Raw genomic sequence first — 23,230 nt, forward strand, 5'->3', positions numbered from 1 at the left:
TTCGTGCCGATGGCGTTCTTCCCGGGATCGGTCGGCATTATCTACCGCCAGTTCTCGGTCACCATGGTTTCCGCGATCGCTTTCTCCGCGCTGCTGGCGCTGTCGCTGACGCCGGCGCTGTGCGCGACGCTGCTAAAGCCGGTCGAAGCAGGCCATGGTCATGCGAAGAAGGGCGTGTTCGGCTGGTTCAACCGCGTGCTCGAGAGCGGCCGCGGCGGCTATACGCACACCGTCAAGGGATCGCTGAAGCGAACCGGCCGGCTGATGGCGATCTACGCGGTGCTGTTCATCGGCCTCGGCTGGGCCTTCGTCCGGCTGCCCGGCGGCTTCCTGCCGGTCGACGACCAGGGCTTCATCACCACCGACGTGCAGACGCCGTCCGATTCCTCCTATGCCCGCACCGAGGCCGCGGTCGAGCAGGTCGAAAAATATCTCCGCGATCGCGCCGGCGTCGAGGACGTCACGTTCCTGACCGGCTTCAGCTTCCTCGGCCAGGGCATGAACACCGCGCAGGCCTTCATCACATTGAAGGACTGGTCGGAGCGGGGCAAAAAGGATTCCGCCGCCGCGATCGTCGCCGACATCAACCGCGAGCTCTCGTCGATCCGTGACGCCAGGATCTCGGCGCTGCAGCCGCCGCCGATCGACAATCTCGGCAATTCCTCCGGTTTCTCGTTCCGCCTGCAGGACCGCGGCCAGAAGGGCTATCCGGCGCTGGTTGCCGCATCCGACCGGCTGATCGCGGAAGCCAACGCCAGCCCGATCCTGCAGAAGGTCTATGTCGAGGGCCTGCCGCCGGCGCCGCAGGTCAATCTGATGATCGACCGCGAAAAAGCCGGCGCATTCGGCGTCACCTTCGAGGACATCAACCAGACGGTTTCGACCAATCTCGGCTCGAACTATATCAACGACTTTCCGAACCGCGGGCGGATGCAGCGCGTGATCGTGCAGGCCGACCGCGCCAGCCGCATGAACGCCGACGACATCCTCAATTACAACGTCAAGAACAGCCGCGGTCAGTTGGTGCCGTTCTCCGCCTTCGCCACGGTCCAGTGGTCGAAGGGGCCGACCCAGATCGCGGGCTTCAACTACTATCCCGCCGTGCGCATCTCGGGCGAAGCCAGGCCCGGCTTCACCTCCGGCGATGCCATCGCCGAGATGGAGCGGCTCGCCAACAAGCTGCCGCGCGGCTTCGGCTTCGAATGGACCGGCCAGTCGCTGCAGGAAAAGCTGTCGGGCTCGCAGGCGCCGTTCCTGCTCGGCCTCTCCGTGCTGGTAGTGTTCCTGCTGCTTGCTGCGCTTTATGAGAGCTGGACCATTCCGCTCGCCGTGCTGCTGACGGTGCCGCTCGGCATCTGTGGTGCGGTGATTGCCGCGACCATGCGGGGGCTACCGAACGACGTCTACTTCACCGTCGGCCTGATCACCATCATCGGCCTGGCGGCAAAAGACGCCATCCTCATCATCGAATTCGCCAAGGATTTGCGCGCGCAGGGTAAGCCGCTGATTGAAGCGACGGTCGAAGCCTGCTCGCTGCGCTTCCGCCCGATTTTGATGACCGGCTTAGCCTTTGTCTGCGGCGTGCTGCCGATGGCGATTGCGACGGGAGCCGGCGGCGCCAGCCAGCAGGCGCTCGGCACCAGCGTGATGGGGGGCATGATCGCGGTGGTGATTCTAGCGCTGTTGATGGTGCCGGTGTTCTTCGTCTCAGTGCAGCGCGTGCTGGCGGGGGACCGGGAGAAGGTGGCGGACGTGGCGGCTGCGAGCGAGCCGCAGGGGACGCCGGAGCCCGTGCGGCCGACGCATTGAGGCGCTTCCTTCGTCATTCCGGGGCGCGCGTTAGCGTGAGCCCGGAATCCATTTTGCCACCGGCTCTGCGGATGAATGGATGTTAATCGGCGCGGGGTCCCGACGCCGATCGGCGAGCTAAGCTATTGATCTACCAAGCGGTGGAGGGGGGTCAATCTCGGACGCCGGTTCACATCCGTGTTGCCTGCGACAAGTCCCACTTGGCTACGACCAGGCCAACGAACGCACCCATCAGAAATGAGCCCGTCACGTTGATTATGAGCGTCCCCCAAGGCAAGTCCGTTCGGAACAGCTTTCCCGATCCGATGCCCACCAAGTATCGCGCGGAGATTGTCGACCTGGATGGCAGGCGAATTGACAAGGCGTTGGCCAGTAGACTTGAACCATGACCCTAGCCGCACTGTCCCGCGGGCCGTGTTAACCAGCGGTCTAGTGGCAATCGGGGGTAGGAAAACGTCGGTGACGCCGCGGGCTCTATAGCGAGTTGGCTTCTGCGCGTGGGACAGCCGAAGGGAGCCGACGGCCTAAGCAGCACAGTCGACGCGAACGATACGCGGAGCGCGGTGTGTCAGTGACCGACCCGGCCGCAACACATTGGGTGCACAATGTGAATCTAGCTGGTCTTTTCGGGATCAGTCCGATTGTAGGTCTCCAGAACCGTTAGACTCGCCTGCAAGAAGGTAAGGTAACTGACATGGGAAATCAAAAAGCCAAGATTGATCAGATCAAGCGCAGCTTCCCATGAGTTCTCTCTCGGCGCGGATATCGCTCTCGCGCCGCCATGAATAACCAAAGGTCGGAAGCTGCGGCCGCGCTGCGGGTGCTTTGCTTCCGGTCGGATGCCGTTCGAGCAATGGATCAATTGCAGGCGTGGCTTTGACATACCAATCTCCAGATTGATTGTGGTCGACGAGACAGATCGTTCACCGGCCGCCGGTTCGTGAGGCGACTGACAACGGCAGTGCGCTTACGCTGCCGGGTTCGCCATCGCCGCCTCACTCGGTCCAGGACAAAGTACTGAGTCTCATATCTGAAACGGCGTGAGCGCCGGGCAACTCAGTGCCTCATCCGGGAAATTCGGGTGTAGGCTACCTCCGCGATTCGCGCCTTCGATCTCTGGAGCGAGCGTGACCTCTGCGGTGTGAACCTGGAGAAGGTCGGCCCAACGCATGTCTTTATAATTGAAGCCGCGCGCGAGTGTGGGCTTCACCACCATGAAGTAGGGCGAAATATCGAAGTCGCGTGGCGCATAAAGTGACGAGTGACGGATCTCGGCGATCTCGCGCACCGCCGTCTGGCTCTCGACGCGCGTGATCTTGGGCAGGATCGGGTAACGCACGGCCGCGAATGCCTGCGCAATCAGCGAAGAACAGATGATACGGCTGGCATCGCCGGAGCCGAGCGCGATCGCTCGGCGGTGCCAACGCTGCGTCATCGGCCATGGGAATAGATAACGCATCAGGTCGATGACGTTCTTGAAATCGTAGCCGAGACCAACGCGTTCGGAGGCGTAGCGGCAGACCTTTTCGCAGTCCGCTTCGGTGAGGCCCACCGGCCGGCAGATGCGGGTTTGACAATGCAGATATTTCGACAGCGGCGCCGACACGACACCTTCGTCGATATTGGCTTCGATCAGGACGTGGGGCTCACCCTCGGTCGCTGCGCCCACGACCGGCCCGACGTACAACGCCGAATGCGACCAGGTCGATTGAGTGAGATATTTGATACTGCCGGAAATACGACCTTTGCCCTCGACTAGCAAAACATCACCGGGTCGAAGGATATCGCGTAACCCCGTCGAATCGTTCGGAGTGAACGGCTCACAGTTGGCCGGCTTCTGTAACCGGGCAATCAAACGTCCGACGATGTCGAACATCCAGCCCATGACTCGTACCTCCGTTCGGTCACCTGAATTACACGCCAAGTGTAATCATAGAGAGATGGACCGGACCATTGCACGGAGGTTGATCCAACACGTTATATTGGGTTGAGAAGAGCATACCAAGGTTTAAGATGGACCACCCTGGGCCTGGTCGCGATCACAAAGGTACGCAAACTGGAGTGACGCACTCATTAAAGTGGGGATTCAAGAATCTAAATTTGAGTTTAGGAACAACCTCGCGCAGCGTTGAAGCGACGTGAGGATATGTTCCCTTTATCGGTCTAATCGCGTCACCATTTGCATAGAGGGGCCAAATGCGGTTGGCTTTTCATATCAAATGGAGAAATTGAATGACTAAACTTAACCTTCTGTCGGCTGCACTGATCGCCGCGGCCGTGCTCGCAGCTCCCGCTATGGCTCGCGAGAGCCATGTAACCTCGCGCCACCGCGCAGAGGACGCCAATGCGAGTACCACGCCCGGCGCACGTTAAATTGGCGAAGGTGATGGTTTTCGCGGCAATCAGTCTGGCGCCGGCTTCGGTGGTACTCCTGGTGGCAGCTACGGTAATCGCGCCAGCGGTTTGTATGGCGGATCCCGCGGGTACGGAGGCCGCGATGTGTGGGGCCACTGGGGCACCTGCTATGGGCCCATGATTCCATGATTTGAATTGGGATGGTCACGACAATTACGTGTTGCAGCAGCCAGCGCCGCCCGCTCGGTCCGGCGCGAATTTCTTGACAACATTGTCGTGTTGGCGAGCGGCATCTTCGCCATCTGCGTCGACTTGCGTGATATACTATAACGCGGTAGCTGCGGCGTTACATGAGTCCGTCAATGCACCCGGGCGCTGCTGGCCAAGATCAAGCGCGAGCTTGAGAACCATGTCCGTGGCCTTCTCAAGAAACTCGGTCTTGCATCGCCCGCGCCACGTTCAATGTCTTCGCCGCACGAGCCGAGGAGTTGATCGAGGATCGTCCCGATTTGGTGGCTGCAGTCAGGCCGCTGCTCGAAGCGCGCAACGCCGTGCGATTGCAACATTGAACCGCCAACGTCACCTTACGCCATCATGCGGAGGGTTCACCCCTACCGCGGAGAGAACAGTGGGCCCTGAAAGGATGATCGTGGCGAGCTTGACACCCAGACCCGGAATTAGAGGACAAAATCGGCACAAAGCCGACCTAGTGAGGACGAATCTCTAACAGCAAGGATCTTGTCGATTCGGTGACCATCGAGACCCACGACCTCGAGCCGCCATTCTTCCCAGGTGAAGGCCTCTCCCGCCTCCGGCAGATGGCCCAGGCAGTGCAACACAAAGCCGGCGAGGGTGGTGTAGTCACGATCGGTCTGCATGCCGGTACGTTCCAGCGTCCGCTCGACGTCGCCTATCGGCATGCGTCCGTCGAGAAGCCAGCCGCCATCGTCGCGCTGCGCGGCGTATGGCTCTTCTTCGCCGGCTAGTTCCGGAAAGTCGCCTGCGATAGCGACAAGGATGTCGGTCGGCGTGACGATGCCTTCAAAGGTACCGTGCTCGTCGAGGACTACGGCCATATGGACGGTCGATGTCTTGAACTTTTCGAGCAGCTTGAGGATAGGCACTGACTCGGTGACATAGAGCGGTTTGCGGATGACCGCTTCCAGATCGAAGCTTTTTCCGTCACCGTCTTTCCCGAGAAGATCCTTCGCGTGCGCGATGCCCAGGATTGCGTCCACTTCGCCGCGGCAGACGGGGAAGCGGGAGCGGCCGCTCTGGCGGATTTCATCGAGGATGATCTCAAAATCGTCCTCGACGTCGAGCCAGATCGCATCGACACGAGGCACCATGATCGAGCGTACCGGACGGTCGGCGAGCGTCAGCACCCGTTCGATCATTGAGCTTTCTTCCGCGCTGAAGGCGCTTTCGTCGCCACCGGTAGAAACGATGGCCGCGATCTCTTCGGAGGCCTGTGGGGCTGTCTGTCCGCCCCGCAGCATGCGCAGGACCGCCTGCGCCGTGCGGTCGCGCAGAGCCGTCGTGGTGACACGCTTCACCACGTTGCGGCGCCCCACCTGGTTTGCCATCTCGATCAAGATCGAGAAGCCGATCGCCGCATAAAGGTAGCCCTTCGGGATGTGGAAACCGAGGCCTTCGACGATAAGGCTGAAACCGATCATCAGGAGGAAGCCGAGGCAGAGGATAACCACCGTTGGATGCTTCGAGACGAAGGCCATTAGTGGTCCGCTTACCAGCATCATGACGCCGATGGCAACGATGACCGCGATCACCATGATCGACAGATGTTCGGCCATGCCGACGGCGGTGATGACGCTGTCAAGAGAGAATACTGCGTCGAGGACGATGATCTGGGCGATTACCTGCCAGAAAATGGCGTGGACGCCGTTGTTCGATTTGGCGCCATGTTCGCCTTCGAGGCGCTCATGCAGCTCCATCGTGCCCTTGAAAAGAAGGAAGGTGCCCCCAACGATCAGGATCACGTCACGCCAAGAGATTTCGGAGCCGAGCACGGTGAACAGCGGATATGTCAGCGTGACGATCCACGCGATCGAGGCGAGCAGAGCCAGCCGCATGACCAGAGCCAGCGACAGGCCGACGGTGCGGGCGCGGTTGCGCTGATGCAGGGGCAGTTTATCAGCAAGGATGGCGATGAAGACGAGGTTATCGATGCCGAGCACGATCTCAAGCACAATGAGTGTGGCTAGACCAGCCCAAGCGGCCGGATCGGCCATCCATTCGAAAATCATGTCAAGTTCTCGTACTCGATCCCGTGGATCGACTTTCCTGTTTAGTTGAGCGCATGATCGAAATGAAAAGCGCGCTCTTGATCAAGGCGAAGAGCACACCGGAGACCGGCACGAAGGAGACTATGGCCGTGGCGAGGCCACCAAATTTAGCTTACGTTCCAATCGAATTATCAAGCGTGCTGCGCTCCAAAGCTCTACGTCGTGTCCATCAACTAGCTGCTTTGCCCACTCGATAGCGTCGGGATCGTTATCGCACGAAAACGCTCGGGAGCTGATGAAAAGTCCGTCGTCGCCGACGGTGTGCACACGGTAATCTGCCATTCCCAGCTTTCGATCTGATTTTCTTGGTCCGTGTTGATATTCCGACTCCCTTCATGAAATCAATGCGGCGTCTGGTCCCGGACTCGAACAGAAAAGGCGCCCCAAGTATCTCGCAGCACCGCGCACGGTGCCGATCACCATCACCCTGAGCAATTGGCGGCGCCGGGAAGCAAGACGGACTCTCGTCGTTCGAGAGTCCGCGAAGTTGCCGTCTCTGTATTTCTCATGTCAATTGCTCTGCCCGACATTGCGGTGGAATGCCTGCCGAAACGACGGGCTGCCCGATCGCCGCCATTTTTGTAGAATACTTCGCTGTCGCTCTGGTCGTAACGCGATGCCACTCCGAATTGCTTCAAGGCCCCTCGACTGGACTTGATCGGAGACTGCCAACGGGCTGGAGGCGGTCTGGCTGATCGCGCCATGAATAGACGTCGCCGATCTAAACCATCAAACTTGGCGAGCGCGGAGCACTGAACATCGGAGCGGGCTGGTTGGACCCCCTACGCCGTTAGGGATCATTTGCGTCCCCTCAGCGCCCATAGCGAGCAGATGGCTACAAGCGCAACAACAATTCCAACGGCTAAGGCTATGGTCTCCTGCATCCTTCGAATATGAGCAGGACCGTCGATTTTTCGATTAAATTAGGATTCAGAAGGGTCTGCCCACCGGCTGCTTCACACATTCCGCAGTGGCTGGCGACAACTCGGCGGACCTCGATTTCATCCTGTACCTTCCGAATGAGACTGGCTTCGCTGACCACATGCATGCACCAGCTTCGCACCAATCTCGAAGAGCAGAGGCAGGTAGACCGACTCGCCGATTTCCGACGCGATGTGGAGCGCCTTCTCTACCTGTCTCAGGCCATCGGCATATTAACGTCACGGGTCCATCAACTAGTGGTGATGCGGCGGTCGACGCGGAAGACAAGCAAATCGATCGCAAGCTGAAGAGCATCTGCCGCGGCTGCTAGCGCGACTTTGTCTAGCGAAGCGCGTAGTCTGACGAAGAATTTAAGGACGTTATCGGCGCAGCCCTATCAACTTCGCGGGGAGCCGCAACTATCTCCCGTAAGACGGTCTACTCGCTGGGAGCGATCCATCTTAAGGAGTACTGATGTTGCGTAAAACGATCATAGCCTTGTTCACCGTGGCCTCGGTCGCCATGCTTGCACCTAATGTCGCCTTGGCTCGCGGCGGTGGCGGTGGCGGTGGGCATGGCGGCGGTGGAGGAGGTGGCTTCCACGGCGGCGGTGGCTTCCACGGCGGCGGAGGTGGCTTCCGCGGCGGCGGAGGTGGCTTCCGCGGCGGCGGAGGTGGCTTCCGCGGCGGCGGATTCGTTGGTGGCGGCTTCCGCGGACCCGCAATCAGCGGCGGCGGTTTTCGCGGCCGAGCCTTTGCCTCCAAAGGTTTCCGCGGTGGCGATTTCAACCGAGGATATCACGGATTCCGCCGCGGACGGGGATTCTATCCCTATCGCTACTACGGGTACGGCTATCCAGGCTATGCCTATAACGATTCGTACTACGACAATGGCAGTTGCTATGTCGTACGGCGGCGCGTGCATACCAAGGCCGGCTGGCGAGTCCGCCGCGTCCGGGTCTGTGGCTGATCCCACTACTCGACGGCTGACCGGTGTCGGTCGGTCAAATAAAGTAGAAGGAAGAGTCAACGGCCCCGGTGTATTCTGCACCGAGGCCGCTCTTCTGACGCCGCTTGACGGTACTTGTTCCAGCGCAGCCGGAGCATGCTTACGCCGCCGCTCACCCTGAACGGGCTTGCTGGTGAACAGCTTCGCAGTTGCCATGAACATCAGCCATCGCAGCAAATTTCATCGCCCAACCTAGTGATCGGCTGGCCAATGATGACCTGCATACGAAAATGCAGTGAGAGATCCGTTTTAGCTGCACTTATAAAGCGCCCGCGAGCAGAGGCGACACCTGGAAATAAATGGACGATGAAGCCTTACCAAACGCCCGCCCGATCGCTTTGAGCGACTCCCCGCGCTGCCAGCGATCCCATAATTCCGTCTTCTCGGCCGCCGTAAACCCTCGACGAAAGCCTTGATCCATCGTCCACACTCCATCTTTTCTCTTAAGATAAAAGTGTTGCGTCGACCGTTGAGCCGGCCGGGGATGAACGCTCCTGGCTTAGACGTGCGGCCACGTCCGAGTCTGATCCGAGTCGGACCTTCCCGGATGTCCGCTATTGCGCCCGACGCGCTCACGGATGCTCTGGCCGAGGCCTCGTAAATCTGTGGGCAAGACTCGGGCTTGCGCGGCGGCACTGGGCAGCGGCAGCGGAATAACTTCCGGCTTCGCAGATTGGCGCAAGACGGGCGCAATCGCAGCAATAGAAGCAAAGTCATTGCGAAGCGGATGGATACATTTCAATTCGCGCCGGGTTTCTCGCAAACGCAAGTCTGTCGACAGACGACGTTGCGAAACGGTGACACAGCCGCAGGCGTCGTGTTGCCGGATCTCGCTTACTCGTGAACAGGAATGACTTCATGGCCAAACGCCCCATCCTCACCACCGACAGCGGCATGCCGGTTTCCGACAACCAGAACAGCATCACGGCAGGCCCGCGCGGCCCGGTGCTGCTGCAGGACTTCTTTCTGTTCGAGAAGCTTGCCCACCAGAACCGCGAGCGCATTCCCGAACGCGGCCAGCACGCCAAGGGCTCGGGCGCCTATGGCATGCTGACCATCACTCACGATATCACGAAATACACAAAGGCCAAGGTGTTACAGAAGGGCAAAAAGACTGAAGCTTTCATCCGCTTTTCGACGGTGGCGGGCGAACGCGGCGCCGCCGATGCCGAGCGCGACGTCCGCGGCTTCGCGCTACGTTTCTATACCGAAGAAGGCAACTGGGACATGGTCGGCAACAATACGCCGATATTCTTCGTGCGCGACGCGCTGAAGTTCCCTGACTTCATCCACACCCAGAAGCGGCACCCGAGAACCAACATGCGGTCGCCGACCGCGATGTGGGATTTCTGGTCGCTGTCGCCGGAGAGCCTGCATCAGGTCACCATCCTGATGTCCGACCGCGGCCTGCCGCAGAGTTATCGCAACGTCGACGGCTTCGGCTCGCACACCTACTCGTTCATCAACGCCAAGAACGAGCGGCACTGGGTAAAATTCCCCTTCAAGACCATGCAGGGCATCAAGAACTGGACCAATGCCGAAGCCGCCGAGAAGGTCGCGCATGACCGCGAGACCCACCAGCGTGACCTGTTCGAGTCGATAGAGCGCGGCGATTTCCCGAAGTGGAAGTTCTCGGTGCAGATCATGCCGGAGAGCGATGTCGGCAAGCACTGGTACAACCCCTTCGACCTTACGAAAGTATGGCCGCACAAGGATTACCCGCTGATCGAGGTCGGCGTGCTCGAGCTCAACCGCAATCCGGAGAATTATTTCGCCGAAGTCGAGCAGGCCGCGCTCTCGCCCGCAAACATTGTGCCCGGCATCAGCCATTCGCCGGATAAGATGTTGCAGGCGCGGATCTTCTCCTACGCCGATGCGCACCGCTACCGCGTCGGCGTCAATGCGGATCAGCTTCCCGTTAACAAGCCGCGCTGCCCCGTGCATACTTACAACGCCGATGGTGCCATGCGGCTCGCAGGCAACCCTAATCCTGATGCCTATTACGAGCCGAACTCGTTCAACGGCCCCGTGCAGGACGAGAGCTTCCGCGAGCCGCCGCTGAAAATCTCGGGCGATGCCGACCGCTACAATCACCGCGACGGCAACGACGACTATCGTCAGCCGGGCGACTTGTTCCGGCTAATGACGGCCGACCAGAAGGAGCAGCTTTTTCATAACTACAAGGCAGCGATGGAAGGCGTGCCGGTCGAGATCGTCAAGCGGCAGATCGTCCACTGCTACAAGGCCGATCCCGCCTACGGTGCTGGCGTCGCGAAGGCGCTGGGCATCAATTTCAAACCGAACATGATCGCCGCGGAGTAGGTCTGCTCGCTTCGCCGGCCGGCGGCGCTCCCCTGTGCCGTCGGCCATCCTCCAACCAACGTCTCCTTGGCGCAAACCTGATCGCGCCGAGCGATCCATCTCGTCTCTGGAGTCAACGATGTCCAACCGGATTGCACCCAAGCTCCTTGCGGAATTCATCGGTACCTTCTCGTTCGTGTTTATCGGCGCCGGTGCCGCGGCCGTGGTCGGCGACGGTGTCGGCCTGCCCGGTATCGCCGCGATTGCCTTCGCCCATGGCTTCACCATCATGGTCTTCGCCTTCGCGTATGGCCCCGTGTCGGGCGGGCACATGAATCCCGCCGTCACCGTCGGCGTGCTCGCCGCCGGCGCGATGGGCGCCGGCGAGGCGATCGGCTACATCGTCAGCCAGTTCGTTGGCGGTATTGCCGGCGCGCTCTTGTTGTCGGCCGTACTAGGTGGCGCCGAGACCGGCCTCGGCCTGCCTGCACTTGCGCACAATCTCGCTCTGGGCGCCACGTCCCTCACGATTACGCCCGCTGCCGGCTTCATGATCGAGGCGGTGCTCGCGTTTTTCCTGGTGACGATCGTGCTCAGCACCGCGGTTACGGGCCGCGCTGGCAATCTCGCGCCGCTTGCGATCGGAATGACGCTGACCCTCAACATCATCATGGGTGGCGCTCTCACCGGTGCCGCCTTCAATCCGGCGCGGGCGCTTGGCCCGATGGTCGCGACCCGCAATTTCAGCGATGCCTGGCTGTACCTGACAGCCCCGTTCGTTGGCGCCATCGTTGCTGCCCTTGTGCACATGGGTCTCGCCCGGCTCGCCCGTGACGCGATGCCGGTCGCGCAAATGCCCGCCGAGTGAGTCGCATTCGAGTCGCACGCTTTAAGGGCAGAGGAGAACGGAGATGAACGATATCCACCGTCGGCATTTCAATGCCCTGCTCGCAGGGTTGGGACTCGCGGGAGCGACACCGGCGCTCGCCGAGATGGCATCAGCGGAGGCGCTGAAGCCAGAAATTCTGCAACTGGGACCGAACGGCTGGATGCCGAACAACGCGCGACTGCCTGTTCTTCTCTATCGCGGCGTCGTCAATGCCACAGGCAACGATCCGGCGTCGGCATACGAGGCCATCTTCCGGCGCACGAACTGGCCGGCGCAATGGCGCAACGGCATCTATCCCTTCCACCATTATCACTCCACCGCTCACGAGGTGCTTGGCTTTGCCGGCGGCACAGCACGCCTCGTGCTTGGCGGGCCGAACGGCCACGAAGTCAAAGTCACTGCAGGCGACATCGCTGTATTGCCCACGGGGACCGGACACTGCCGGCTCGAAGCCAGTTCCGACTTTCTCGTGGTTGGCGCCTATCCGCCTGACCAGACCTGGGACATCTGTCGAGAGGCGCCGACGCCGGAGATGACGGCGCACATGCGACAATTGCCTTTTCCATCATCAGATCCGGTGACGGGAGCTAATGGTCCACTCGTGTCCCTCTGGCATCTGGCCTAAGCAATATTGGTCACGATTACCCCGTCAATGGACGACAAAGGAGCATCCCTTGAGCAATCCTTCCGGAACCAAGCCTTTCACTATAACCCGCCGGGACCTCGTGGTTAGCGGCGCTGTCACCGTGGCCGTTGGTTCGGGTTCGGCTCATGCCCAGACGAGCGAACCCAAGGCAAAAGTTTCGCGCGCGTCGCAACCGACGATGCCGGTGGAGTTGATCGCCAATGGCACGCCGCATCGTCTGACCCTGGATCCCCGGGTGACGCTGCTCGACGCGATGCGTGAGCATCTGAACCTCACCGGCAGCAAGAAGGGCTGCGATCACGGTCAGTGCGGCGCCTGCACGATGATCGTGAACGGGCGACGGATCAACTCTTGCCTGACGCTTGCCGTGATGCACGACGGCGATAAAGTGACGACGATCGAGGGCCTCGGTTCGCCCGAGGATCTCCATCCGATGCAGGCTGCCTTCGTCAAGCATGACGGATTTCAGTGCGGCTTTTGCACGCCCGGCCAGATCTGCTCGTCTGTGGCAATGCTGGGCGAAATCCGCGACGGCATCCCCAGCCATGTGACGCGGGATCTGATGGCAGTCAACTACTCTGACGAGGAAGTTCGTGAGCGGATGAGCGGCAATATCTGCCGCTGTGCCGCCTATCCCAACATCATCGCAGCGATACGCGAAGTTCACGAAGGAAACACCTGATGAGGCCCTTCACCTATCAACGTGCCGCAACTCCTGCGGAAGCGGCCGCCGCCGCCCGCACATCTGGCGCGAGGTTCATCGCCGGGGGAACCAATCTGCTCGACCTTATGAAGCAGCAGGTCGAGACGCCGTCGCATCTTGTCGACGTCAATCATCTCGGGCTCGACCGGATCGAGCCGACCTCGGAGGGAGGACTCCGGATCGGTGCGCTCGTTCGCAACACCGATCTCGCCGCCGATCAGCGTGTGCGCCGCGACTATGGGGTGCTTTCACGTGCGCTGCTCGCCGGCGCGAGCAGCCAACTCCGGAACAAGGCCACGACCGGTGGCAACCTGCTCCAGCGCACCCGCTGCCCCTATTTTTACGACACGAGCATGCCGTGCAATAAGCGCAAGCCTGGCTCCGGCTGCGCCGCGATCGGTGGATTTAGCCGCAATCTCGCGATCATGGGGGTAAGCGAAGCTTGCATTGCCACCCATCCTTCCGACATGGCGGTCGCCATGCGCACTCTCGACGCCGTGGTCGAGACGATCGACCCCGCCGGCGCCACTCGTTCCATCCCGATCGCCGAGTTCCACCGGCTACCCGGCAATACGCCGCAACTCGAGACCAATCTCAAGGTCGGTGAACTCATCACGGCGGTGGTGCTGCCCAAACCGCTCGGCGGCAAGCATCTGTACCGCAAGGTGCGAGACCGCAGCTCTTATGCATTTGCCAATGTCTCCGTCGCGGCGGTCGTCGCCGACGGCATTCAGCGTCTCGCGTTCGGCGGTCTCGCGCACCAGCCCTGGCGCGTGGAAAGGGCCGAGCGTGAGACAAGGCCAGAGGCGATCGCCGAAGCCGTGCTCGCCGGGGCACGTACCACTAAACAGAATGCTTACAAGCTGAGGCTGACCCAGCGGACGCTCACCTCGGTGCTGCAGGAGGCGCGCGCATGACCGATTATCATTTCGACACACCCGCCGGTCCCAATCCGATCGACCAGCAAAAAATTATCGGGCATCCGCACGACAGGATCGATGGGCCACGCAAGGTCTCCGGCCAAGCACCGTACGCCCAGGATTATCGCGACGGCATCTCAAACATCGCCTACGGGTTCATCGTCGGCGCGGGCATCGCCACCGGTCGGATCGATCGCATCGACACACGCGAGGCCGAGGCGGCTCCCGGCGTGCTCCTTGTAATGACGCATCTCAATGCGCCGAAGCAGGGTCCGCATCAGCACGATCTGGCACCGCAACTAACCGGGCCAGAGATACACTTCTATGATGAGGCCGTGGCGTTGGTCATCGCGGACACGTTTGAGCAGGCACGCGATGCCGCAAAGCTTGTTCGGATCTCGTATACGCCCAAGAAGGGCCGCTTCGATCTCGCGCAGGAAAGGCTAAACGCGGTCAAGCCGGACGAGGACGAGCCCGACACATCCACCGGCGACTTTGCGCAGGGTTTCGCGGCTGCCCCCGTGCAGCTGGATGTGACCTATACCACGCCCGACCAGAGCCATATGATGATGGAGCCCCACGCCACCATCGCTAAATGGGAGGGCGATCGCCTGACACTCTGGACATCGAACCAGATGGTTCACTGGGCGATTCGCGACGTCGCGGGCACCTTGATGATCCCCGAAGAGAACGTGCGCGTGCTCTCCGCCTTCGTAGGGGGCGGTTTCGGGGCCAAGCTGTGGATCCAGTCGGACGCGGTACTCGCGGCGCTGGGCGCACGAGCCGCCGGACGTCCGGTCAAGCTGGCGCTCGCGCGGCCGCAGATAATGAACAATGCCACTCATCGTCCCGCGACGATCCAGCGTATCCGCATTGGAACCGATCCTCAGGGCCGCATCCTCGCCATAGGCCACGAGGTTTGGTCCGGTAACCAGCCCGGCCGCAAGATCGAAAACGCAGCCCAGCAGACGCGGCTGCTCTACGCCGGAAAGGATCGGATGACGTCGCATCGGCTCGCGGTCATGGACCTTCCGGTAGGCAACTCGATGCGCGCACCCGGCGAGGCGGTGGGTCTGCTCGCGCTCGAAGCCGCGATGGACGAGCTTGCCGAGAAGCTGAATATGGATCCGGTCGAATTGCGCATCATCAACGATGTGCAGTTCGATCCCGAGAAGGGACCGAGCCGCCCGTTCTCGACACGAAAGCTGGTCGAGTGCCTGCGGCATGGTGCGCGGGAATTCGGCTGGTCGAAGCGTAATCCTAAGCCCGGCCAGGTCCGCGATGGCAATTGGTTGGTCGGAATGGGGGTCGGCTCGGCCATCCGGAACAATCTGTCGAAGAATTCCGGAGCGCGCGTGACTTTGCGGCCGCACGGCAGCGTGCTGATCGAGACACAGATGACGGACATCGGCACCGGCAGCTATACCATTCTTGCGCAAACCGCCGCCGAGATGCTCGGCCTGCCGATGGACCGGGTGGAAGTCCGGCTCGGCGACAGCCGTTTCCCCGAATCTGCGGGTTCGGGTGGCTCCTGGGGCGCGAACAGCTCGACAGCCGGCGTGTTTGCCGCATGCGAGCAACTCCGGCAGCAGATCGCGCAGAAGGCAGGATTCGGCGGCGCAGAGCTCACCTTCCGCGGCGGCCAAGTCCACGCCCAAGGCCGTTCGGTGTCACTCGCTTCCCTGGCGGGCAAAAACGGAATCGCGGCGGATGGCACGATCGTGTTCGGAGATCTGGAGAAGAGATATGCGCAGGCGAGCTTCGGCGCCCATTTCTGCGAAGTCGGCGTCGACCGATATACGGGCGAGACGCGCATCCGCCGACTGCTGAGCGTCGCCGCGGCGGGCCGCATCCTCAATCCGAAGACAGCGCGCAACCAATGCTTGGGCGGGATGACCATGGGCGTCGGCGCGGCGCTAATGGAGGAGTGCGTGGTTGACACCCGCTTCGGCTATTTCGTCAATCACGATCTCGCCGAATACCACGTTCCCGTGCATGCCGACATTCCAGACCTCGAGGTGATTTTCCTTGAGGAACTGGACGATAAGTCGTCGCCGATGAAGGCAAAGGGCGTGGGCGAGCTCGGCATCTGCGGTGTCGGCGCGGCGGTCGCGAACGCAATCTATAACGCAACCGGTGTGAGGGTGCGTGACTACCCGCTCACGATGGACAAACTGCTGGAGAGACTGGCCTAGGTGTCGAAGCCGCGGAGGTGAGCGCTCCTGACCCCGGTCGGCTTCCGGAATGGCCGCGACCCCAGCGCGGATCGTCGCCGACCCTTCGCGGCTTCACCCAAATCGATAAGATTCGGAGCCGAACGGTTTAACCATGGCCAAAAATCCGAAACACACATGGTATGTGTCATTCAGCGTGCTTCCAACCGGATCCCGGGCCTCGCGGAAAACGAGTTCGTTCTTGAATGAGGCTGACGCGAAGAAATTTGCCAGACAACGCGTATCGGAAGGATTGGACGTGGCGGCGGGCACTCTCAATCCACATCTGCCGAAGCGAACGATATCCTCAGCGCAAATCAATGATTGGCTTGAGGGGCCCCGCAATCTTAGCTGATGCGGCAATTCAATCTGACGGGTCGACAGGTCTTTTTCTGTCGGATCGTTGCGCGATCCGCCGTATGCCCACCGGCGGTGACATCCTCGACCCGTACGGCGACAACGTCGCAGCCACGAAGCCTGCTGTCGATAGCCGATTGAACATGGCTTGGTCTCGCAATGGGCCTTCGATCCGAAGCTTCGTTCGGATTGACCAGACGTGTTTTGATCGCCGCGGCGGCTTTGCGCCCGTGAGCTTGCCCCTTGTTCACGGCACCAGCCTTCGGGATGCTCGGGTCGCATTCCTTGATCCTGCGTGGTCATGCTTCTCGGTCTCGGTTACAGAGGCGGGAAGCATGTCCCACCGGACCAAGCGGTGGAAATCAGGTCGGTTTCTGGCGGATTTTGTTGCCAAAGTCGAAAATCGAACGATCCCGAAAATCTCGCGAAAGGTGATTTTCAGAGAGCTGTAACGTTGCGAAGCCACATCACGCCGCTACGCAGGTCCGTGGTCGTTTTTCCGAGGAACGACGTGGTCCCTCACGTCGCCACGTGCAACACGCGTCAGCGCCCCTGAAAATTTTCGTTCGTCACCCCAAAAAGACTTTTACAACGAAATCGGCGAAGAGCGGACTTCGAATCCGGCTCATTAGGAAAAGGGCGGTGACCCATGCAGCACCGACGGTCACCGTACGCGAAACAGTTCCGCGACAACCCGTACCATAGCAGTGAAGCGTTAATTGATCGCGCGCGCCTTCACCGCTCCTCGGCCCGACGCACCCACTTGTAAGGTGTGATCTCCCGGTGTCTCGGTCGTCTTAGCGAGGTTCAAAGCAACTGTTTTCTAAAATCCAATTTAATGGTGTTGGCGGATTGCGGGCCCTACATCAGGTTCACGCATTCGGCGTTCCAGTGAATCTTAGTGGAGCTTCCACTTGTCGAACACATCGGTGGATGCGGGCAACGATTACGAGCAGCCCCTCAACTTGGCAAGAATTGGTGTCCTAGTCGCCGTTGGGCTGCCGGCTTTTGGCGGCTTCTACTATGCGATTTTGAACTTTTTATTGTTCGGATGAAAGCTCAGTTGCCAATGCCCCGGGGCCCTCATATCTCCTCGTCTGATGCCTGGGAAGGGCGGCGCGCCCGAGAGGTCGTTCAAGGTGCGCGGATGGAGTACCGGGGAAAACGTTACAGCCTGGTTCAGGTCCTTGGGCATCACACTTGGAAATGGTCTGTTGATTTGGACGGCAGCGTCAAGTCGGGCAAGCCCTGAGCCGGGAAACCGCCATCCAGCTCGTTGAACACGTGATAGACCGGGCGATGACACCCAAGAGAAAGCGACTGGTCCCGCCAGGACGCAGACATGACCATTACGCGATTAACGATCAGGGATTGCCCTGGGGTTACTGCCCCGAGGGAGTGCGTAGGCCGTGCCAAGCGTCGCGCACCTGATGATAATGCAGCTCCGGCAGATAGTCCGGGGTGTTGAGCGCGAGCGTCTTGACGTCGAGCCTGCCGATGGCGCTGACGACCGCATAGGACGCGATCACCCGTTCACGCTGGGCGCCGATCAGCCGCGCCTTCGCCAGGATCAGATCCTGCTGTGAATTCAGCACATCGAGGGTGGTACGCTGGCCGCCTTGCGCTTCCCTTTGCACGCCCTGCAGGGCGACGGTTGCGGCACGCACTTCGGATTCCGAAGCGGCCACGGCGGTCTTGGCACCTTCGTTGGCGACCCAGGCGCCGACGGCCGCCGTGCGTGCCTGACTACGAACGAGGTCGAGCACGAGGCGACTTTGCGCGGCCAGTTCCTTGGCCTGTCGGGTCTGCGAGGCTCCGGTGCCGCCATCATAGATCGGTGCGTTCATCTGGCCGAGGATGGAGGCCTGATCGGTGCCGAACGAGCCAAGCGTCGGATCGCTGTCTCTGCTGCGGCTGACGCTGCCTTGCAAGGTGATGGTGGGCAGCAGGCTGCTCTCGGCGACGCGAATGGTGGTGGAGGCGACATCGACATCGAAGCTCGCGGCCATCACGGCCGGATGTTGTCTGAAGGCGAATTGGGTAGCTTCGTCGCGGCTGCGCGGCAGATAGCGGTCGACCGTTTCAGCGGGCCGCAGTTGCGACGGCGAATTGCCGATCACCTGGGTATAGGTCGCCTGGCTGACGGCGAGACTGACCTCGGCGGCATTGAGATCGGCACGGCCGCGGCTCAGCCGCGCTTCAGCCTGCGCGGTGTCGGTCGGCGTCACCTCGCCGGCATTGAGACGTTTCTGTACGATCCCCAGCGTCTCTTGCAGGAAGGCGACGTTGGCGCGCTGCGCTTCAACCAGTGACTGGTTGGCCAGCACGTTGGTGTAAACGGTGACGGCGTCGAGCAGCACGCCCTGGCCGACATTGCGCAGCGCCTCGCGGCCGGCTTGCACCTGCAGCTCCGCCACGCGGACGCTATTGGCGGTCTTGAAGCCGTTGAATAACGTCTGCGTAACTGTCAGCCCGATGGTCCACGGTTTCAGGGTTGCGGACTGGACCGTATTGCCCGGCAGCAGGTCGCGCACCGCCTGCAGCCCGGCGCCCAGACCGGCGACGATCTGCGGCCGGTAGCCCGCCAGCGCCTGCGGCACATTCTCGTCGGTCGCGCGTTGCCGTGCCCGTTCGGCATTAAGCTGCGGGTTGGACTGATAGGCTTTCGCCAGAGCCTCGGGCAGGGATTCGGCCCACGCCCCGTTCGCGGCAATGCCGATGCAAATCGTTACGCCAAGGCAAATGCCCGATCGAAGCACACGCCTACCTACATCGCCAACTTTAGCGGCACGCCCAACCATGTAATCCCAAAACAATCCAGTCCGCCCCCGCCTTCGGCACGTCTACCTGTTTAGAGGACGATGGCGCCACAGGCAAACCGTCGCGTGCGGAAACGGTGCTTCGCGCCATTATGAAGAGGTGTTGTGCGAAGGACCTATTTGCTTGGTCCATCACGAGCCTGCGACGGCCACTTGCATTCCGAACACGCGATCGTGAATCCGCAGACAGACAATGGAAATCTGATTCCGGCTCGAAGCCAGTTCCGATTTTCTCGTGGTTGGCGCCTATCCGCCTGACCAGACCTGGGCATCTGTCGAGAGGCGCCGACGCCGGAGATGACGGCGCGCATGGTACAATTGTCTTTTCCATCATCGGATCCGGTGATGGGAGCTAATGGTCCACTCGTGTCCCTCTGGCATCGGTCATGAACAATCTGGCGCGCACGATAGGGCGTCTACGTGAAGCACAATGACGCAGAAGCACAATGACGCAGAAGCAAGATGACGCAGTGGGGGCGGCTTGAGGATTTGTCTCCGTTCGAATAAACCGAGCGTCGGCTCGAAACGGCGTGCCGTTTCAAGTCCAATCAAAGGAGAATACTGTGACGAAGTCCGTACTGTTGGGAGCAGCCGCTCTCCTGTCTGCGATGGCCGCAACGCCGGTGATGGCGCAAGAAGTCATCCACAACCCCGGCCATTGCGCTCAGTTCTATCCGAACGCCAACTGCCAGAACAAAGGACCAAACAATCCCTATACCGGCGACTATCAGCGCCGGAATCAGATTCGCGGCGCGTATGCCTGGAGCGCAAAAGCTGCATCTGATGTAAGCCAGTCCACCGACTTCAGTTCGCGTGGTCGGCACTATCGTCACCACCGGATGCACCATCACTCAGGTCACAAGCATTACCGCTCGCATTACGGGAGCTATGGCTACGCTCCGCGGCCGTACTATCGCAGCTATGGTTACGCTCCGCGGCCGCACTATCGCAGCTATGGTGGTTACGCTCCCCAGCGCTATTACGGCGTGGCCGGGCCGGGCATCAGCTTCGGCTTCGGCGGGGGTGGATACCGCGGCTGGTAAATACAAAAAGCCCGCAGCAATGCGGGCTTTTTCTTTACAACATCGCGAGCTGCTCCTGCTTTAGCCCGTCACCATCGTCCGCTTTGCTGCGCATTACGGACTGAACTCGGACATCGAGCGAGGTCCGAAAGTGCCGATACTCTGCATCGACCAACATAATTTTTCCGGGCCGTACGCGAGGCGATCGAATAAACATTTGAGGGACTACATAATCCCAGACAAGCGAACCCACGGCAGAGGGTTCGCGCATCGCAACCGACGGTGCCGGTGGAGTTGATCGCCAATGGCACGCCGCATCGGCTGACCCTGGATCCCCGCGTAACGCTGCTCGCGCGATGCGTGAGCATCTGAACCTCACCGGCAGCAAGAAGGGCTGCGATCACGGTCAGTGCGGCGCCTGCACGATGATCGTGAACGGGGACGGATCATCTCTTGCCTGACGCTCGCCGTGATGTACGACGGCGATAAAGTGACGACGATCGAGGGTCTCGGTTCGCCCGAGAAAATCCGATGCAGGCCGCCTTCGTGAAGCCTGACTAGTGGTCGCAAGACTCAATGCGCTGGCTTGCCACCTCGGGCCGACGCGCGTCAGCGGTGATCGTGTGCGGTCGACTGACAGCATATGTGTAACAGGAGTGGCGGTTGGGTGGTCGCGGGTTTGTCACATTGCATCGGCATGGGCAGAAAAAAGCCGCCACTTGATGAATCGAAATCTTTGTTGCTTCACCGTCGCTGCTCACGAAGTCGTTAGAAAGCGTCATTTGCGAGTGGTGCATCGCAAAACACATACTGCTACGGCATTGCGCGGATTTTTGGGAAGCAAGCGGCATGAAGCGATCAGTCAGGGGCACGGTAGGCGCAGTCAGCACACTCATCGTCCTCGGTGCCTTGTGGGCTTATGGCTGGCGCGCAATGGAGGGGAACGTGGCGGTTGGACCGGAACCCCTTTCGGCTCCGCCGACCGTCATGGTAGCCCAACCCCTCTCGAAACCGATTGTGGATTGGAATGAATTCAGTGGTCGTTTCGAGCCCACTGCCAGTATCGAGATTCGCGCGCGCGTGTCAGGCTACCTCCAATCCATCAATTTCGAAGACGGTCAGCTCGTCGAGGCGGGACACCCTCTGTTCGTCATCGATCCAAGGCCGTACCGAGCGGCCGTGGCCGAAGCCGAGGCACGGCTGTCGAGCGCCCGGGCGCAAGTCGATCTCACCAATCTTGAGCTTCAGCGCGCAGAACAGCTTATTGGAAGCGCAACGGTCTCGCGCTCAACCTACGATCAGCGCACTCAGCAGAAGCGGGTGGCCGATGCCACTTTCCAAACCGCTGAAGCCGCTTTGCAACGAGCCCAGCTCGATCTCGAGTTTACGGAGATCCGGGCACCCGTTGCCGGACGCCTGTCCAACCGTAGGGTCGACACAGGAAGTCTCGTTACCGGTGGTGATACGCTGCTGACCACGATTGTTGCGCTCAATCCGATCTATTTTGTCTTCGACATGAGCGAGCGCGATTTCGTTGCCTATGAGCGTGCAATGAAGTCCGGGAAGCTTCGCTCCATCCGGGATAAGGGCACGGCGGTCTGGGCCCGCCTGCCGGATGATAACGGATGGCCATATCAGGGCACCATGAACTTTGTGGACAATCGCCTCGAGCTCGGTTCGGGGACGATCCGCGTACGCGCCGTGCTGCCCAATCCCGACCTTTTCGTCACGCCCGGACAATTCGGTCGTATCCGCCTGCCGTCATCGCGCGAGTATGAGGGAATCCTCATTCCTGAAACAGCGCTTCTCACGGATCAAGGCGAACGGATCGTGCTGACGGTGGGTGATGACAATGTCCTCAAGACCAGGGCAGTCCTACTCGGGCCGAGCCAGCCAGGGGGATTGCGTGTCGTCCGAGAGGGGCTGCGGTCGACCGATCGGATCGTTATCAACGGCCTGCAGCGCGCACGCCCTGGCGCCAAGGTGACGCCGCAGACGGGGCCGGTCGCGCAGCAACCTCAATCTGCATCCTGACCAATCACCAATCCAAGTACTCCGACTGACACGGTGCGATCATGCGCGTCGCTCATTTCTGTATCGAGCGACCGATCTTTGCGACGGTGAGCTCCATTCTCGTCGTCCTGATCGGGCTCGCGACCTATTTCACGCTTCCCGTGGCACAGTATCCCGAGATCGCTCCGCCGACCGTCGTGGTCCGCGCGCAGTACCCAGGAGCCTCCGCCGAGGTGGTGAGCGCCACGGTTGCGACGCCGATCGAGCAGGAGATCAACGGCGTCGAGGACATGCTTTACATGTCCTCGCAAGCGACCGGGGACGGCCAACTGTCGATTACGGTATCGTTCGCGCTCGGGACCAATCTCGACCAGGCGCAGGTACAGGTGCAGAACCGCGTCGCAGTTGCGGAGCCGCGGCTGCCTGAAGACGTCCGTCGACTCGGAGTTACGGTCCGTAAATCGTCGCCAGACCTGCTGATGGTCATCCAGCTGTTCTCTCCGGACGGCTCGCGCTCCCCGCTGTACATTTCCAACTACGCCACATTGCAGATCCGCGATGCGCTTCTTCGCATCAACGGCGTTGGAGACGTGCGCCTGCCCACCGCTCGCGATTACGCCATGGTCGCGTGGCTCGATCCCGACAAAGTGGCCGCCCGTAGTCTGACGGCTACCGAGGTCATTGCGGCCTTACGAGCGCAGAACGTCCAAGTCGCGGCCGGAGTGCTGAACGAGCCGCCAGTTCCGAGCGCAGGAGCGTTCCAGCTCAACGTGGAAACTCTGGGCCGCCTGTCTGATCCCGCTCAGTTCGAGAACATCATCGTCAAGACGGATGCGGGCGGTCGCGTTACGCGCGTGCGAGACGTAGATCCTATGGGGTGGCAGGTGGTCAGGGGGTAAGCTGAGTTTGCGAACACCCAGCCACCCGGAGGATCAACGATGCGCATTG

At 60.8% G+C, this 23,230-nt stretch carries 17 protein-coding genes and 2 pseudogenes; 14 read left to right on the forward strand and 5 right to left on the reverse strand.

Going from position 1 to position 23,230, the window contains the following annotated elements:
• Positions 1 to 1,809: efflux RND transporter permease subunit (locus CP49_RS21545; protein ID WP_197423173.1), on the forward strand; the 1,809-nt coding region annotated here is incomplete at its 5' end.
• Between the two features lie 613 nt (positions 1,810 to 2,422).
• Here CP49_RS21545 and CP49_RS21555 read toward each other — a convergent pair.
• Both CP49_RS21555 and CP49_RS21560 read right to left on the reverse strand, forming a co-directional pair.
• The gene (locus CP49_RS21555; RefSeq protein ID WP_057852209.1) at positions 2,423 to 2,692 is read right to left on the reverse strand and encodes a hypothetical protein; all 270 of its coding nucleotides are present in this window, start codon (positions 2,690 to 2,692) and stop codon (positions 2,423 to 2,425) included.
• A 141-nt stretch (positions 2,693 to 2,833) separates the two neighbouring features.
• Complete coding sequence (locus CP49_RS21560; protein ID WP_057852210.1) at positions 2,834 to 3,694, reverse strand: YiiX/YebB-like N1pC/P60 family cysteine hydrolase; 861 nt, start codon at positions 3,692 to 3,694, stop codon at positions 2,834 to 2,836.
• A gap of 347 nt (positions 3,695 to 4,041) precedes the next feature.
• Here CP49_RS21560 and CP49_RS44890 point away from each other — a divergent pair, with 347 nt between their 5' ends.
• Positions 4,042 to 4,182 (forward strand): hypothetical protein, encoded by a 141-nt coding sequence (locus tag CP49_RS44890; RefSeq protein ID WP_156438568.1) that lies wholly within the window; start codon positions 4,042 to 4,044, stop codon positions 4,180 to 4,182.
• Between the two features lie 659 nt (positions 4,183 to 4,841).
• On the opposite strand, the gene CP49_RS21565 is transcribed toward CP49_RS44890, so the two are convergent.
• Positions 4,842 to 6,431 (reverse strand): TerC family protein, encoded by a 1,590-nt coding sequence (locus tag CP49_RS21565; RefSeq protein ID WP_057852211.1) that lies wholly within the window; start codon positions 6,429 to 6,431, stop codon positions 4,842 to 4,844.
• A gap of 1,434 nt (positions 6,432 to 7,865) precedes the next feature.
• Here CP49_RS21565 and CP49_RS46180 point away from each other — a divergent pair.
• On the forward strand, positions 7,866 to 8,360 hold the full coding sequence (locus CP49_RS46180) for a hypothetical protein (RefSeq protein ID WP_057852213.1): 495 nt from the start codon (positions 7,866 to 7,868) through the stop codon (positions 8,358 to 8,360).
• Positions 8,361 to 8,658: 298 nt separating this feature from the next.
• Here the strand turns inward: CP49_RS46180 and CP49_RS44900 are convergent, their stop codons facing one another.
• Entirely contained in the window at positions 8,659 to 8,820 is a 162-nt protein-coding gene (locus tag CP49_RS44900) for a helix-turn-helix domain-containing protein (RefSeq protein WP_156438569.1), read from the reverse strand.
• A 437-nt stretch (positions 8,821 to 9,257) separates the two neighbouring features.
• On the opposite strand from CP49_RS44900, the gene CP49_RS21580 reads away from it, so the two are divergent.
• The 7 genes from CP49_RS21580 (at position 9,258) to CP49_RS44905 (ending at position 17,483) form a co-directional block, all read left to right on the forward strand.
• Entirely contained in the window at positions 9,258 to 10,721 is a 1,464-nt protein-coding gene (locus tag CP49_RS21580; protein ID WP_057852214.1) for a catalase, read from the forward strand.
• 118 nt (positions 10,722 to 10,839) lie between these two features.
• Positions 10,840 to 11,568: an MIP/aquaporin family protein gene (locus CP49_RS21585; protein ID WP_057852215.1), complete on the forward strand. Its 729-nt coding sequence runs from the start codon at positions 10,840 to 10,842 to the stop codon at positions 11,566 to 11,568.
• A 43-nt stretch (positions 11,569 to 11,611) separates the two neighbouring features.
• Positions 11,612 to 12,214, forward strand: a complete 603-nt coding sequence (locus tag CP49_RS21590; protein ID WP_057852216.1) for a hypothetical protein — start codon at positions 11,612 to 11,614, stop codon at positions 12,212 to 12,214.
• Positions 12,215 to 12,263: 49 nt separating this feature from the next.
• Positions 12,264 to 12,917, forward strand: a complete 654-nt coding sequence (paoA, locus tag CP49_RS21595) for an aldehyde dehydrogenase iron-sulfur subunit PaoA (RefSeq protein WP_245310795.1) — start codon at positions 12,264 to 12,266, stop codon at positions 12,915 to 12,917.
• Positions 12,917 to 13,855: an FAD binding domain-containing protein gene (locus CP49_RS21600; RefSeq protein WP_057852217.1), complete on the forward strand. Its 939-nt coding sequence runs from the start codon at positions 12,917 to 12,919 to the stop codon at positions 13,853 to 13,855. The genes paoA and CP49_RS21600 overlap by 1 nt, the downstream gene beginning before the upstream one ends.
• A complete protein-coding gene (gene paoC / locus CP49_RS21605) occupies positions 13,852 to 16,053 on the forward strand; it encodes an aldehyde oxidoreductase molybdenum-binding subunit PaoC (RefSeq protein WP_057852218.1) in 2,202 nt (733 codons plus the stop codon). Before CP49_RS21600 ends, paoC begins: the two co-directional genes overlap by 4 nt.
• Positions 16,054 to 17,342: 1,289 nt before the next feature.
• On the forward strand, positions 17,343 to 17,483 hold the full coding sequence (locus CP49_RS44905) for a hypothetical protein (protein ID WP_156438570.1): 141 nt from the start codon (positions 17,343 to 17,345) through the stop codon (positions 17,481 to 17,483).
• Between the two features lie 327 nt (positions 17,484 to 17,810).
• Here the strand turns inward: CP49_RS44905 and CP49_RS21615 are convergent, their stop codons facing one another.
• Positions 17,811 to 19,229 (reverse strand): TolC family outer membrane protein, encoded by a 1,419-nt coding sequence (locus CP49_RS21615; RefSeq protein WP_082646149.1) that lies wholly within the window; start codon positions 19,227 to 19,229, stop codon positions 17,811 to 17,813.
• Positions 19,230 to 19,810: 581 nt separating this feature from the next.
• On the opposite strand from CP49_RS21615, the gene CP49_RS21620 reads away from it, so the two are divergent.
• From CP49_RS21620 to CP49_RS21630, 4 genes and pseudogenes are all read left to right on the forward strand, one after another.
• Positions 19,811 to 20,290, forward strand: coding sequence for a hypothetical protein (locus CP49_RS21620; RefSeq protein WP_156438571.1), 480 nt, complete (start codon positions 19,811 to 19,813; stop codon positions 20,288 to 20,290).
• A gap of 261 nt (positions 20,291 to 20,551) precedes the next feature.
• Positions 20,552 to 20,827 (forward strand): annotated as a pseudogene (locus CP49_RS43045) (2Fe-2S iron-sulfur cluster-binding protein); the annotation flags it as partial.
• A gap of 291 nt (positions 20,828 to 21,118) precedes the next feature.
• Positions 21,119 to 22,303 carry an efflux RND transporter periplasmic adaptor subunit gene (locus CP49_RS21625; protein WP_057852222.1) on the forward strand — a complete coding sequence of 395 codons (1,185 nt, stop codon included), beginning with the start codon at positions 21,119 to 21,121 and terminating at the stop codon, positions 22,301 to 22,303.
• Positions 22,304 to 22,344: 41 nt separating this feature from the next.
• Positions 22,345 to 23,148, forward strand: a pseudogene (locus tag CP49_RS21630) (efflux RND transporter permease subunit); the annotation flags it as partial.
• Positions 23,149 to 23,230: the final 82 nt, after the last annotated feature.

This window comes from Bradyrhizobium valentinum (genome assembly GCF_001440405.1).
GTDB lineage: Bacteria > Pseudomonadota > Alphaproteobacteria > Rhizobiales > Xanthobacteraceae > Bradyrhizobium > Bradyrhizobium valentinum.

Coding starts and splice junctions, on each gene's coding strand:
- CP49_RS21590 (WP_057852216.1), top strand. CDS start 11,612: ATGAACGATATCCACCGTCGGCATTTCAATGCCCTGCTCGCAGGGTTG.
- CP49_RS21580 (WP_057852214.1), top strand. CDS start 9,258: ATGGCCAAACGCCCCATCCTCACCACCGACAGCGGCATGCCGGTTTCC.
- CP49_RS21585 (WP_057852215.1), top strand. CDS start 10,840: ATGTCCAACCGGATTGCACCCAAGCTCCTTGCGGAATTCATCGGTACC.
- CP49_RS21555 (WP_057852209.1), bottom strand. CDS start 2,692: ATGTCAAAGCCACGCCTGCAATTGATCCATTGCTCGAACGGCATCCGA.
- CP49_RS21600 (WP_057852217.1), top strand. CDS start 12,917: ATGAGGCCCTTCACCTATCAACGTGCCGCAACTCCTGCGGAAGCGGCC.
- CP49_RS46180 (WP_057852213.1), top strand. CDS start 7,866: ATGTTGCGTAAAACGATCATAGCCTTGTTCACCGTGGCCTCGGTCGCC.
- paoC (WP_057852218.1), top strand. CDS start 13,852: ATGACCGATTATCATTTCGACACACCCGCCGGTCCCAATCCGATCGAC.
- CP49_RS21615 (WP_082646149.1), bottom strand. CDS start 19,229: ATGGTTGGGCGTGCCGCTAAAGTTGGCGATGTAGGTAGGCGTGTGCTT.
- CP49_RS21565 (WP_057852211.1), bottom strand. CDS start 6,431: ATGATTTTCGAATGGATGGCCGATCCGGCCGCTTGGGCTGGTCTAGCC.
- CP49_RS21560 (WP_057852210.1), bottom strand. CDS start 3,694: ATGGGCTGGATGTTCGACATCGTCGGACGTTTGATTGCCCGGTTACAG.
- CP49_RS21625 (WP_057852222.1), top strand. CDS start 21,119: ATGAAGCGATCAGTCAGGGGCACGGTAGGCGCAGTCAGCACACTCATC.
- CP49_RS44900 (WP_156438569.1), bottom strand. CDS start 8,820: ATGGATCAAGGCTTTCGTCGAGGGTTTACGGCGGCCGAGAAGACGGAA.
- CP49_RS44890 (WP_156438568.1), top strand. CDS start 4,042: ATGACTAAACTTAACCTTCTGTCGGCTGCACTGATCGCCGCGGCCGTG.